13 protein-coding genes are annotated in these 12,264 nt (G+C 71.0%); 3 read left to right on the top strand and 10 right to left on the bottom strand.

What is annotated here, in order from left to right:
* Window positions 1-274: 274 nt before the first annotated feature.
* Window positions 275-559 carry a glutaredoxin family protein gene (locus CG719_RS32925; RefSeq protein ID WP_199836877.1) on the bottom strand — a complete coding sequence of 95 codons (285 nt, stop codon included), beginning with the start codon at window positions 557-559 and terminating at the stop codon, window positions 275-277.
* Between the two features lie 153 nt (window positions 560-712).
* Between CG719_RS32925 and CG719_RS32920 the strand changes: the two genes are divergently transcribed.
* From CG719_RS32920 to CG719_RS32910, 3 genes are all read left to right on the top strand, one after another.
* Window positions 713-1,639: an HAD family hydrolase gene (locus CG719_RS32920; RefSeq protein ID WP_100572368.1), complete on the top strand. Its 927-nt coding sequence runs from the start codon at window positions 713-715 to the stop codon at window positions 1,637-1,639.
* A gap of 413 nt (window positions 1,640-2,052) precedes the next feature.
* Window positions 2,053-2,877, top strand: a complete 825-nt coding sequence (locus CG719_RS32915; RefSeq protein ID WP_100572367.1) for an ECF subfamily RNA polymerase sigma factor, BldN family — start codon at window positions 2,053-2,055, stop codon at window positions 2,875-2,877.
* Window positions 2,878-3,111: 234 nt separating this feature from the next.
* The gene (locus CG719_RS32910) at window positions 3,112-4,341 is read left to right on the top strand and encodes a DUF5667 domain-containing protein (protein ID WP_100572366.1); all 1,230 of its coding nucleotides are present in this window, start codon (window positions 3,112-3,114) and stop codon (window positions 4,339-4,341) included.
* 76 nt (window positions 4,342-4,417) lie between these two features.
* On the opposite strand, the gene CG719_RS32905 is transcribed toward CG719_RS32910, so the two are convergent.
* From CG719_RS32905 to CG719_RS32865, 9 genes are all read right to left on the bottom strand, one after another.
* Window positions 4,418-5,470 (bottom strand): lysophospholipid acyltransferase family protein, encoded by a 1,053-nt coding sequence (locus CG719_RS32905; protein ID WP_100572365.1) that lies wholly within the window; start codon window positions 5,468-5,470, stop codon window positions 4,418-4,420.
* 13 nt (window positions 5,471-5,483) lie between these two features.
* Window positions 5,484-6,545, bottom strand: a complete 1,062-nt coding sequence (locus CG719_RS32900) for an NAD-dependent epimerase/dehydratase family protein (RefSeq protein WP_100572364.1) — start codon at window positions 6,543-6,545, stop codon at window positions 5,484-5,486.
* Window positions 6,546-6,778: 233 nt separating this feature from the next.
* The gene (locus CG719_RS32895; protein ID WP_003948845.1) at window positions 6,779-6,877 is read right to left on the bottom strand and encodes a 30S ribosomal protein bS22; all 99 of its coding nucleotides are present in this window, start codon (window positions 6,875-6,877) and stop codon (window positions 6,779-6,781) included.
* A gap of 164 nt (window positions 6,878-7,041) precedes the next feature.
* On the bottom strand, window positions 7,042-7,254 hold the full coding sequence (locus CG719_RS32890) for a helix-turn-helix domain-containing protein (protein WP_157842153.1): 213 nt from the start codon (window positions 7,252-7,254) through the stop codon (window positions 7,042-7,044).
* 128 nt (window positions 7,255-7,382) lie between these two features.
* Entirely contained in the window at window positions 7,383-8,198 is an 816-nt protein-coding gene (locus CG719_RS32885) for a phosphatase (RefSeq protein ID WP_100572363.1), read from the bottom strand.
* Window positions 8,199-8,286: 88 nt separating this feature from the next.
* Entirely contained in the window at window positions 8,287-9,459 is a 1,173-nt protein-coding gene (locus CG719_RS32880; protein ID WP_100572362.1) for an acetoin utilization protein AcuC, read from the bottom strand.
* Window positions 9,410-10,654, bottom strand: a complete 1,245-nt coding sequence (locus tag CG719_RS32875) for an MFS transporter (protein ID WP_100572361.1) — start codon at window positions 10,652-10,654, stop codon at window positions 9,410-9,412. The genes CG719_RS32880 and CG719_RS32875 overlap by 50 nt, the downstream gene beginning before the upstream one ends.
* A 60-nt stretch (window positions 10,655-10,714) precedes the next feature.
* Window positions 10,715-11,443 (bottom strand): VC0807 family protein, encoded by a 729-nt coding sequence (locus CG719_RS32870; RefSeq protein WP_199836876.1) that lies wholly within the window; start codon window positions 11,441-11,443, stop codon window positions 10,715-10,717.
* Window positions 11,444-11,536: 93 nt separating this feature from the next.
* Window positions 11,537-12,181 carry an HAD family hydrolase gene (locus CG719_RS32865; RefSeq protein ID WP_100572359.1) on the bottom strand — a complete coding sequence of 215 codons (645 nt, stop codon included), beginning with the start codon at window positions 12,179-12,181 and terminating at the stop codon, window positions 11,537-11,539.
* Between the last annotated feature and the right edge of the window lie 83 nt (window positions 12,182-12,264).

Raw genomic sequence — 12,264 nt, 5'->3', positions numbered from 1 at the left:
TGCGGGCGGTCATATGTCCCCAGACCGCCCCGTCGACAGCAGGCTATGTCTTTGTGAACGTGTGCACAAAGATGGTGTCCGATTTGCCCGGCCAACGTGACCGGGGTCACGCATGCCCGACGCGGACGCCCGGAGCCGTCGCATCCACACCGCCGCGCCTTTCTTGTTGGGGGCAAAACCGCACACTCTCCTCTACGATCCCCGCCCCCGAGACCAAGACGCCATCGATCCTAGGCGACTTCCGGCCACTTTGAACTCATCGGTCAGTCTTCGATCAACCCCCGAGCTCCTTGCGCAGTCGCTCCTCGTTCACACGCCAGAAGGTGTGCTGTTCACCGTCGACGAGTACGACCGGGATCTGCTCCCAGTACCGGTCGTACAGCTCTTGGTCCTGGGTGATGTCCTTCTGTTCCCAGACGACGCCGAGATCGGCGCAGACCTTCTCCACGACGGCCTGCGCGTCGTCGCACAGATGGCAGCCCGGCTTGCGGACCAGGGTGACGAGCCGCCCCTGGGGCCCGGGGGACTTGCGGCGGAAGATGGGACTCATGTCGGCCATTGTCGCTCCGGCACGCCGCCGCGGAACCCCGTCGGCGCGGGGCGGCGGGACCCGGTCGGCGCGGGCCGGCGCAACGCCGCCGTCGCGCGGAGTTCACCGCCCGCGAAACCTCTCGACTCCGGAAGCACCCCGCCAACTGGCTATGCTCACGCCATGGCCGCTCTCGGATGGCTCACTTCCCGTAGGCGCTCCGCCACGGCGCGAAGCGTGTTGGCAGGCGAGGCCTCGGCGGAGGCAGCGCGCAAATCCTCGCAGGAAGAGGGCGTCCCGCCCTCCGCGCAGGAGGCCTCGGAGTTCCCGGTGCCCGGGGACGAGAGGGCCGCCGCCTTCTTCGACCTGGACAACACCGTCATGCAGGGCGCCGCGCTGTTCCACTTCGGCCGGGGCCTGTACAAGCGGAAGTTCTTCGACACGCGCGACCTCGCCAAGTTCGCCTGGCAGCAGGCGTGGTTCCGGATGGCCGGGGTCGAGGACCCCGAGCACATGCAGGACGCCCGCGACTCGGCGCTGTCGATCGTGAAGGGCCACCGGGTCGCCGAGCTGAAGTCGATCGGCGAGGAGATCTACGACGAGTACATGGCCGAGCGGATCTGGCCGGGCACGCGCGCGCTCGCCCAGGCCCATCTGGACGCCGGCCAGAAGGTGTGGTTGGTCACAGCCGCGCCGGTGGAGATCGCGCAGGTCATCGCCCGCCGCCTGGGCCTGACCGGCGCGCTCGGCACGGTGGCGGAGTCCGTCGACGGCGTCTACACCGGCCGCCTGGTCGGCGAGCCGCTGCACGGCCCGGCGAAGGCGGAGGCGGTACGCGCGCTGGCCGCGGCCGAGGCCCTGGACCTGAGCCGCTGCGCCGCCTACAGCGACTCCCACAACGACATCCCCATGCTGTCCCTGGTCGGCCACCCCTACGCCATCAACCCCGACGCCAAACTCCGTCGCCACGCCCGCGAGATGGACTGGCGCCTGCGCGACTACCGCACCGGCCGCAAGGCGGCCAAGGTCGGCATTCCCGCGGCGGCCGGCGTCGGCGCCGTGGCCGGCGGCACCGCGGCCGCCATCGCCCTGCACCGCCGCCGCCGCTGACACCGGCACGCCGCCGGCTCTCTCTCCCCCCGGATCCCCGCACGCGCCCGTGCCGCCCAATGGCCGCACGGGCCTTCGGCGATCACGTTCGTGCGGCGCACCGGAACCGCGGGCAATTGACCGAACGTACGCCCATACCGTTCCGGCCATTCGACTTGGCGGTGCATCGCCAGGAAACACCCCCAACATGAGCCGAAGACGGAACAGACCGGTCAGCAAACGGTCACTCTGCGACGCCCGAAGGCATGCAAATCGGTCAGGGAAGCGACGGAATCGATGATTTGAGCAACTCGGTGTAGCAGTGCCTATACGAAGCGTTATTCTCCTCAGACGCAAACCGGTCCCCCATCGTCGCTACGACGGGTGAACGGTTCCGCACTGCACGTGATGGAAGCTCTGCCTCTGGGAGTCCCGTGTACCCACACGTCGGGGTTGACGCCTCGGGCCTGGCTACGCTCCGCGCAACGGTCCTGGACCTGCTGCGCGGTCTCGTCCCCACCGCGTACGCCGGCCCCGTATTCGCCACCGCCACGCCGGTCGGCCCGTGCTACGCGCTGGCCGACGGCATGGAGCAGGTGCCGACTCGCAGCGCCGTGGTCGAGGGGCGGCGGACGGGCGACGCGCGGGCGACCGGCAGGCGAGGACGCTCGGCCGCGGCGGCCACCGTCCGCCGCCCGGCCGCGGACAGCGACAGCGCCCGGATGATGGAGCTCGTCGAGCGCGCCCAGGCCGGCGAGACCGACGCCTTCGGACGGCTCTACGACCAGTACAGCGACACCGTGTACCGGTACATCTACTACCGCGTCGGCGGCAAGGCGACGGCCGAGGACCTCACCAGTGAGACCTTCCTGCGCGCCCTGCGCCGCATCGGGACCTTCACCTGGCAGGGCCGCGACTTCGGCGCCTGGCTGGTCACCATCGCCCGCAATCTCGTTGCCGACCACTTCAAGTCCAGCCGGTTCCGGCTCGAGGTCACCACCGGCGAGATGCTCGACGCCAACGAGGTCGAGCGCTCCCCCGAGGACTCCGTCCTCGAATCCCTGTCCAACGCCGCCCTCCTGGACGCCGTACGACGGCTCAACCCGCAGCAGCAGGAGTGCGTCACGCTCCGCTTCCTCCAGGGCCTGTCCGTCGCGGAGACGGCTCGGGTGATGGGCAAGAACGAGGGTGCGATCAAGACACTCCAGTACCGGGCCGTGCGCACCCTGGCCCGGCTTCTCCCCGACGACGCGCGCTGAGCCGCACATACGCTCCGCGACGTTCAACTCACGCTCCGTCGAGGCGCGTTGACTTCTCGATCCGATCCGCCCGGGTCCGTAACCCAAGTGCCGCGCCGCTCGTTGTGCGGGATAGAGGCTCCCTGTGGTCACGCCCTGGCCAATCCTGATCGACCGATCGGGAGAAGCGGCTGTGGACGTGCACCCTCAGGACCCCCGGGGAGTCGACCGTGATGACGAGAGGAGGTGCCGCCAGTGATCGCGAAAGTATCGGCGCACCGGCGGGCGAACGCCTTCGCCCAGGCCCTGGAAGAGCTGTCCGACCGGGGCACGGCGGCCGAACAGGCCGAAGGACCGGCACCGGCCCCGGCTGCCGCGGAACGGACCGAGCAGGGCCGCATGCTGGCCCTCGCCACCGGTCTGGACGCGCTGCCGCGGCCGGAACTGGACCCCGAGGTCAAGGTCGTCCAGCGGGCCCGCCTGGTGGCCGCGATGGAGGCCATGCTCCAGGAGAGCACCGCGGCGGGCGAGGCGAGTGACCCACCAGTGCCCAGGCGACGCGGCGCACACCGGGCGAGCGGCCTGGGGAAACTGCGGCCGCGCACGCGGCTGAGCAAGTCGCTGGCCGCCGGCGGACTCAGCGTGGGGGTGGCCGCGGGAGCCTTCGGCGGAGTGGCCGCCGCAAGCTCCGGCGCCCTCCCCGGTGATTCGCTGTACGGGCTCAAGCGCGGCATCGAGGACTTCAAGCTCACCTACCTGACCGACGGCGCCGACGAGCAGGGCCAGGCCTACCTCGATCTGGCCTCGACCCGCTTGAGCGAGGCCCGCCGGCTGATGGAGCGCGGCCGCGGCGGACAGCTCGACCACGAGTCGATCGGCGAGATCCGCCGCACCCTGTCCGGGATGCAGCACGACGCCGCCGAGGGCCACCGGCTGCTGCACCAGGCGTACGAGCGCGACCCCGATTCCCTGCGTCCCATCCAGGCCCTCTCCACCTTCTCGCGGTCCCACCGTGAGGCCTGGGGCGCGCTCCGGGACCGGCTGCCCGTGCAGCTCGGCGACGTCAGTCAGCAGGTGTCGTCGGTGTTCGACGCCATAGACGACGAGGTCGCCCCGCTGCAGTCGATGCTCCCCCAGCCCTCCGCCCCGGCCGGCGACGGCAAGCAGCACGTCCCCCGGCCGACGCCGTCCGCCGGTTCGCCCGGAGCCGGGCACTCGGCCCAGCCCAGCACCGGCGCCGACGCATCCTCCGGCAGCCCCCACTCCGGTGGAGCCGACGAGCCCAGCGCCTCGGCCGGCTCCGGCAGCGAGGGCGACGGGTTCCTCGGCGGCTCCACCGGCGACCTGCTCGACCCGCCGAAGCCCAGCGGCAGCGCCTCGCCGTCCGCGGCCAAGTCGCCGCCCAGCGGCCCGGACGTGACGATCCCGCCGCTCCTGCCCGGCCTGCTGCCCGGCCTCGGCATCAACGCGGAGGACACGAAGTAGGCGGTGCCGGCCCCACGGCGGCGGGGGCGTCCCTCACCAAGGGACGCCCCCGCCGTCGTGGCACCGTCGGAAGAACTCAGAAGAACACAGACCTGCGCTGCACCAGCAGCTTGTACAGGGTGTGCTGGATCTGCTCGCGGACCTGGTCGGTCAGGTTGAACATCAGCATGGGGTCCTCGGCCGCCTCCGGCGGATACCCGTCCGTCGCGATGGGCTCGCCGAACTGGATCGTCCACTTCGTCGGCAGCGGGATCGCGCCCAGCGGACCCAGCCACGGGAAGGTGGGCGTCAGCGGGAAGTACGGGATGCCCAGCAGCCGCGCCAGGGTCTTGGCGTTGCCGATCATCGGATAGATCTCCTCGGCCCCGACGATCGAGCACGGGATGATCGGCACGCCCTGGCGCAGCGCGGTCGACACGAAGCCGCCCCGGCCGAACCGCTGCAGCTTGTAGCGCTCGCTGAACGGCTTGCCGATGCCCTTGAAGCCCTCCGGCATCACCCCGACCAGCTCACCCTGCCCGAGCAGCCGCTCGGCGTCCTCGGTGCAGGCGAGCGTGTGGCCGAGCTTGCGGGCGAGTTCGTTGACCACCGGCAGCACGAACACCAGGTCGGCCGCGAGCAGCCGCAGATGCCGGCCCGCGGGATGCCGGTCGTGGACGGCGACCTGCATCATCAGCCCGTCCAGCGGCAGCGTGCCGGAGTGGTTGGCGACGATCAGGGCGCCGCCCTCGGCGGGGATGTTCTCGATGCCCCTCACATCGACCCGGAAGTACTTCTCGTACAGCGGCCGCAGCAGGGACATCAGGAGCTGGTCGGTGAGCTCGGCGTCGTAGCCGAAGTCGTCGACGTCGTAGTCCCCGGTGAGACGGCGGCGCAGGAACGCCAGACCGCTCGCGATGCGCCGCTCCAGGCCGCCGTCCTCCGCCGGCCCGCTCGGCGGCTGCTCCTCACCGGTCACAGGGACGTCCTCCTGCGCGGCCCCCATGCCGGGCAGGGGCTGCACCTCGCCGACCGCCGCCGGCTCCGCGCCGGTGCGGCGGCTCCCCGTGCCCCGGCGCCGCGACGGCCGCTGTCCGGCGCTCCCACGGGACCGGTCGTCGTCGAACGGAATGACCTTGGCGTCCGCCATGGTGCTGCGCTCCTCAGTTGGCGCTCTGCGTCTGGGGGTGGCCGCTGCCCGGGTGGGACAGCGCGGCGATCCGGTCGACGGCCCCCGCGAGGGCCTCCGGCGGCAGCAGTCCGGGGCCGTGGCTGCGGGCGAACTCCGCGAAGGTCTCCGCGGTCGTGTACTTGGGTGCGAAGCCGAGTGTCTCGCGCATCTGGTCCGTCGCCACGACCCGGCCGTGGGTCAGCAGGCGGATCTGCTCGGGTGAGAAGTCCGTCATTCCCAGCGTACGCACCAGCGAGCCCGCCCACGTCACGGCGGGCAGCAGCAGCGGCACCGTGGGACGTCCCAGCCGCCGGGAGCACTGCGAGAGCAGCAGCACGCCGTCGCCGGCGATGTTGAACGTGCCGCTGTTGAGGGTGGCGCGGCGCGGCTCGTGCGAGGCGATCCGCAGCACCTCGATCACGTCGTCCTCGTGCACGAACTGCAACCGCGGGTCGTATCCGAACACCGTCGGCAGCACCGGCAGCGAGAAGTAGGAGGCGAGCGGGGTGTCCGCGGTCGGGCCGAGGATGTTGGCGAACCTGAGCACGCACACGGCGACGTCCGGCCGCCGTCTGGCGAAGCCCCGCACATACCCCTCGACCTCGACCGTGTCCTTCGCGAAGCCGCCGGACGGCAGGGACTTGGCCGGGGTGGTCTCGGTGAACACCGCCGGGTCGCGGGGAGCGGAGCCGTAGACGTTGGTGCTGGACTTGACCACCAGACGCTTGACCGACGGGGACTTCTGGCAGGCGCCCAGCAGCTGCATGGTGCCGATGACGTTGGTCTCCTTGACCAGGGCCCGGCTGCCGCTGGCCAGCGCGGTGCCGGTCACGTCCATGTGCACCACGGTGTCGGCGGACGTCTCGGCGAGCACCCGCGCGATCGTGGGCTGCCGGATGTCCGCCTGGACGAAGTCGGCGCCGCCCAGATGGTGCTCGGGCGGCACCGCGTCCACGGCGACCACCCGGTCGACCTGCGGGTCACGCTGGATACGGCGCACGAACCGGCCCGCGAGCTGGCGGGCCACTCCGGTCACGAGCACGACCTGTCCCAAGATCAGCGCCTTCCTTCCCGCCCGGATTCCCGCCGGGTTCCCCATGTGCGGCCAACCTATCGGGTCGGGCCCGCGCCACGGCGGGGCTCGATGCGCGCGTGACGCAAGGTACGTGCGTGCGAACGGGATCGAGCCACCACGGCGGCCGGCCCCGAACGCACGCGACCCCCCACCGGATGGTGGGGGGTCACAGACACGCTTTCGCGTTGGCGCGTACCGCGCGCGACCGGCGTCTACTTCTTGTTGCGACGCTGGACGCGGGTGCGCTTGAGCAGCTTGCGGTGCTTCTTCTTGGCCATCCGCTTGCGCCGCTTCTTGATAACAGAGCCCACGACTACCCTCGCTCACTTCTCATCACTCGGTGTTTGGGCGCCATGGGCCCACACGACCTACGAGGGGCTAGCCTACCCGCCCGAGGGCTGAGGTCGTAATCGAGGTGTCCGGAGGGATCCGGAAGTGCTCCGTACTGTCCTTCACGGACCCCTCCCGATCGTCGTCAGGCGGTGTCCACCCCCACGTAGCTCTCGCGGAGGTACTCGTGAACCGCTTGCTCCGGGACGCGGAACGACCGCCCCACCCGGATCGCGGGCAGATGACCGCTGTGCACCAGGCGGTACACGGTCATCTTCGACACTCGCATGACCGAGGCGACTTCCGCCACGGTAAGGAACTGAACCTCGTTCAGAGGCCTTTCGCCAGCTGCAGCCATGACACACCTGAACCTTCCGCACTCGACGGCCACCGGCTTCCCCTTCCGGTGACTCTTCGTCGCTGCGTGCTCACTCCCCAGGGTAGGGGCGTGTGATGCGAGTGGGGAAGAGGTGGACCATCGGCGGCCTACTGTGACAGACAGGCGCGATTGAGTACGTAGCGGGCCAGCGGGCGGTAGTAGGCGGCCCGTACGCCGTCATCAAGTGGAACGACGACGGACACGCACCCCTCCGCCTGCCCGACGAAGAGCGCGGGGTCGTTCGTGTCGGCCGGGCCCATCGCCTCGAACCCCAGCTGACCTGCGCCGCAGACCCAGCCGTGATCCCCGATCACCAGACCGGGCAGCGGTCCGCCGGCGTCGGCCGCCGCCGCGAGCGCCAGCCGAACCGGCAGCGGTGAATGCGTGTGCGCGCCGGGCTCACCACCGGAGCGTTCGGCGCCGGGAAGCCGGACCAGGGCGACTCCCCGGACGTACTCGAGGCGGTACGTGCGTAGACCGAACCGGGTCGTTATGTCGACAGAGCGACCCTGCGCGGGGGTGAGGACGGTACATCCCGCCGCCGACAGGGCGTCCGCCAGCGCGGCGTAGAAACCGAGCAGCCGGTGCGGATGCCCGGTGCCCAGGAGCACCGGGGCACCCCGTCGCGCCGCCGCACCGAGCCGGTCCGCGAAGGCGTCCAGCCCGGCCAGCGTCAGATCCGGGTCGATGACGTCCGGGCCGAGAGTGTGCAGCGGATCGGCCGAAACGCCGCACCTGCGCGCCATCAGCTCAATCAAGTCCCGCTGCTGCCAGGGCCCTTCGGGGTCGATTCCGATCAGCACCCGGGGATCCCGGGCCGCGAACAGCCGGTAGCTGCGCAGACCGGCCTCCCGCGTCGTGGCCACCACCCCGGCGAGACGGGCCCTCACCAGATGGGCGCGCAGCGCCGCGATGCTCAACACCCGAGCGATGCTGACGCACGGCCTCCGCGGTCGTCCCGGGAACCCGGGAACACCGCACAGTCGGCCTAACCAAAAAACCGGGCCGGTGCTACGGCAGCAGACCCCGCAGCGGGAACACCGCCCGCCGGGTCGCCAGGATCGTCTGGTCCAGCCGGTCCGCCGGGTCGTATCCCGCCTCCCAGTCCGCCCAGGACACCGGCCACCGCCCGTCGGTCATCCGCATCGGGCCCAACCGCCGCGTCCGCGCGTACACCACCTGCCGCCAGCTCTCCGGAATCACCGTCTCCGGCTCCACCGGGCGCCCCACGGCGATCCCCACCAGATGCGTCCACGACCGGGGGACGACGTCCACCACCTCGTATCCGCCGCCGCCCAGCGCGATCCACCGTCCTTCGGCGTGCTCGTGGGCCAGCTCATGGCATGCCATCTGCACCGCCCGCTGCGCGTCCAGCGACACCGTCAGATGCGCCAGCGGATCCTCGAAGTGCGTGTCGGCCCCGTGCTGGGTGACCAGCACCTGCGGCCGGAAGTCGGCGACGAGTTCCGGCACCACCGCGTGGAACGCCCGCAGCCACCCGGCGTCCCCGGTCCCCGCCGGCAGCGCCACGTTCACGGCCGATCCCTCGGCGGACGGTGCCCCGGTCTCCTGCGGCCAACCCGTCTGCGGGAACAGCGTCCGGGGATGCTCGTGCAGCGAGATCGTCAGTACCCGCGGGTCCTCCCAGAACGCGGTCTGCACCCCGTCCCCGTGGTGCACGTCGGTGTCGACGTACACGACCCGCTCGGCGCCCAGCTCCAGCAGCCGGGCGATGGCCAGCGCGGCGTCGTTGTAGACGCAGAAGCCCGAAGCGGCGCCCGGCATCGCGTGGTGCAGTCCGCCCGCGAAGTTCACCGCGTGCAGGGCGTCCCCGTGCCACACGGCCTCCGCCGCCGCCACCGACTGCCCCGCGATCAGCGCGGACACCTCGTGCATCCCGGCGAACGCGGGATCGTCCGGCGTCCCCAGGCCGTACGCCGCGTCCGCCGATCCCGGATCCGCCGACGCGGCCTTCACCGCGGCGATGTAGTCGTCCCGGTGGACCAGCCGCAGCGTCGAGTCGCCGGCCGGCCTGGCCGCCACCAGCCGCGCCTCCCGGTCGAGTCCGAGCGCGTCGACCAGTTTCCGGGTCAGGACGAGGCGGATCGGGTCCATCGGGTGGTCCCGGCCGAAGTCATAGCCCGTTACTGCCTCGTCCCACATCAGCTGTGCGCGGCCGCTCATGCCCGTCACCGTATCGGTCCGCCCGCGGCGCGAACGACCCGGCGCACACCGACGTCACCAGCACCAGAGCCATGGGCACCAGCATCGCCCCCCGGTAGCTCCACGCGTCGCCCAGCGCGCCCACCAGCGGGGAGCCGACCAGGAAACCCACGTAGTTGAAGATGTTGAGCCGTGCGACGGCCTGGTCCGACGCCCCCGGGCCGTAGTTGTCAAAAGCGTGACGCCCGGCCGCGGCGAAGGTCTGCGGCACCAGCACGCACAGACCCAGCCCCAGCAGCGTGAACCCGAGCATGCCCACCCAGGGACCGGGCGCCCCGGCGACCACCGCGAACCCCAGCGCCGCCACCAGCGCGCCCAGCCGCACGACGGCCACGGCGCCGAACCGCCGCACCCCGGTGTCCCCGAGGGCCCGCCCCAGCAGCGTGGTGACCATGTAGACGTTGTACGGCACCGTAGCGAGCTGCTCGGAGCTGCCCAGCGTGTCCTGGAGGTACTTGGCGCTCCAGTTGGAGACGGTCGAGTCGCCTATGTACGCGAAGGTCATCACCAGGCAGAGCGGCAGCAGCAGCCGGAACACGACGGTCCCGCCGCCTTCGCCAGCGGCCTTCCCGTCGGCCTTTTCCGGTGCGGCGGGTGAGTCCGCGTCGACGTACCACCGGCTGCCCACGAGGACCGCCGGCAGCAGCACCGCCACCACCGGCAGGTACGACACCCACAGGGCCAGGTGCCAGTGCGCCCCGGCCCAGGCCAGCGAGGCACCCAGGATCCCGCCGAGGCTGTAGACGGCGTGGAAGCCGAGCATGATGCTGCGGCCGTACGCCCGCTGGAGGCTCACCCCGAGCATGTTCATCGAGGCGTCCAGCATCCCCACGGCCAGCCCGAACGCGGCCAGCGCGACGGCCAGTTCGGCGACCCGGTCGCCCGCCCCGACACCGAGCAGGGACAGGAGGACGACGGGCTGGGACCAGCGCAGCAGCCGGCTGGGCCGGACGCGTTTCACCAGTTGCTCGGTGGCCGTGCTGCCGACACCGGCGAGGATCGGCACGGCGGCCAGGAAGACCGGAAGCAGCGCGTCGGAGACCCCGTACCGGCCCTGGATGGCCGGGATGCGCGTCACGAGGAGAGCGAAGGCGACGCCCTGTGCGAAGAAGCTGAACGCCAGCGAGGCCCTACCGCGCCGCAGCACATCAGTCATGGCGGCGAGCGTAGGGCCCTGGGCTACCTGTGGGTAGGTCCGGTGAAAGGTGAATTCGGCTCAGCTTCCAACGAGGGCGAGTCCGTTCGGGGACTTCGCGGCCTTCCGGGCCGGCGCGGGCTCCTGGACCTGCGAGGAACCCCCGGCTGCGGCGTTCGTCTCGGCGATCAGCATGTGCGCCATCGGCCCGGCGGCCAGAGCACCGCTCAGGAAGAACCCGAGCACCATGGTGACCGCCAGGATCACGGTGCCGAGCCACACCATGGTGTCCACGGGCACCGTGTAGGCACCCACGACCCGCACCACGCACTCCGCGAGCAGCACCACGCCCCACACCAGCGAGAACACCTTCTCCGCCCGCCGGAAGTCCGCGGATCCGGCCGCCAGTCGGGCCCAGGCGGCTTCCCGGCCCGCGTCGCCCTTCACCAGCCAGGGCTTCATGGCCGCGGTCATCATCGGCCTGCCCAGCGCCACGGACACCAGGATGCCGATGCCGATCGCGCTGCTGACACCGCTGTCCTTGGCAAGCATCAGCCGCGGGTCACCGGCGACGAGACTGAGCAGCAGCCCCACCACGTTGACGAACAGGATGAGCGCGGCGAGCGCGTTGACCCTGCGCTCCCTGGCCGCGGCCCAGCCGGTGCGCAGGGCGGGGACCACGCTGCTCCACCCCAGGGCTGCCAGCGTGCTCATCCCGAACCCGTTCTTGAGCAGGTAGTACCCGCTGACCGGAACCGCCACATCCACGAGCAGGGGGGCGAGACTCGCGCGCTTCGTGTTCGTCGTCATGCTCAAAGCTTCGCGGGCGAGGGGGGCCCGCCAGTAGAAACGATCGTCCGGAGCTCCGCATGACAATTGTCAGTGCCACGCCGGTGGCCGGCGTCATGTCAGCAGGTCGGCCAACTCCTCCATGCGTGAGAAGAGTTGGGTCGCATCCGCGAGCCTGGCGGCCGGGGTCATCGCCGTGAAGCCGTAGACGTCCATCCCGGCCGCGACGGCGGCCTGGACGCCCAGCGGGGAGTCCTCGACGACGACGCACTTCTCGGCGGCCACTCCCATCCGGTCGGCTGCGTGGAGGAACAGGTCCGGCGCCGGCTTGCCCCGGCCCACGTCCTGCGAACTGAAGATCCGCTCCTCGCCGAACCACCGGTCCAGGCCGGTCGCCCGGTGCCCCACCCGGATCCGCTCGTGACCCCCCGAGGACGCGACACAGTACGGCGTCCCGTCCACCGCGAGCTTCTCCAGTACGTCGGCGGCACCGGCCACCGGCTTCAACTCGCGCTGGAACGCGGCGAACACACGGGCGTGGAAGACGTCGTCGAAGTCGTCCGGAAGCCGCTTCCCCGTCCGCTCCATGACCAGATCGTGGATTCGGTGCATCGCCGACCCCATGTAGTCACGGATGGAGTCCTCGTAGGAGGTGGGGTGCCCCAACTCGGTGAGGTAGGCGGCGAGGAGCCGGTTGGAGATGGGCTCACTGTCGACGAGGACGCCGTCGTTGTCGAAGATGACGAGGTCGTAGCGCATGCGTACGAGCCTAAGCGAGTGCCGGCCGGCCGTAAACGCAGAAAACCCCCGTGCCATGGCACGGGGGTTTTCTCACAATTTGT

It is taken from the genome of Streptomyces sp. CB01373 (genome assembly GCF_002803075.1).
Taxonomy (GTDB): Bacteria; Actinomycetota; Actinomycetes; order Streptomycetales; family Streptomycetaceae; genus Streptomyces.
This window is presented reverse-complemented; position numbering and strand designations above follow the sequence as displayed.

Coding starts and splice junctions, on each gene's coding strand:
- CG719_RS32865 (WP_100572359.1), bottom strand. CDS start 12,181: ATGCGCTACGACCTCGTCATCTTCGACAACGACGGCGTCCTCGTCGAC.
- CG719_RS32905 (WP_100572365.1), bottom strand. CDS start 5,470: ATGGCGGACGCCAAGGTCATTCCGTTCGACGACGACCGGTCCCGTGGG.
- CG719_RS32920 (WP_100572368.1), top strand. CDS start 713: ATGGCCGCTCTCGGATGGCTCACTTCCCGTAGGCGCTCCGCCACGGCG.
- CG719_RS32875 (WP_100572361.1), bottom strand. CDS start 10,654: ATGACTGATGTGCTGCGGCGCGGTAGGGCCTCGCTGGCGTTCAGCTTC.
- CG719_RS32925 (WP_199836877.1), bottom strand. CDS start 559: ATGGCCGACATGAGTCCCATCTTCCGCCGCAAGTCCCCCGGGCCCCAG.
- CG719_RS32880 (WP_100572362.1), bottom strand. CDS start 9,459: ATGAGCGGCCGCGCACAGCTGATGTGGGACGAGGCAGTAACGGGCTAT.
- CG719_RS32890 (WP_157842153.1), bottom strand. CDS start 7,254: ATGGCTGCAGCTGGCGAAAGGCCTCTGAACGAGGTTCAGTTCCTTACC.
- CG719_RS32870 (WP_199836876.1), bottom strand. CDS start 11,443: ATGACGACGAACACGAAGCGCGCGAGTCTCGCCCCCCTGCTCGTGGAT.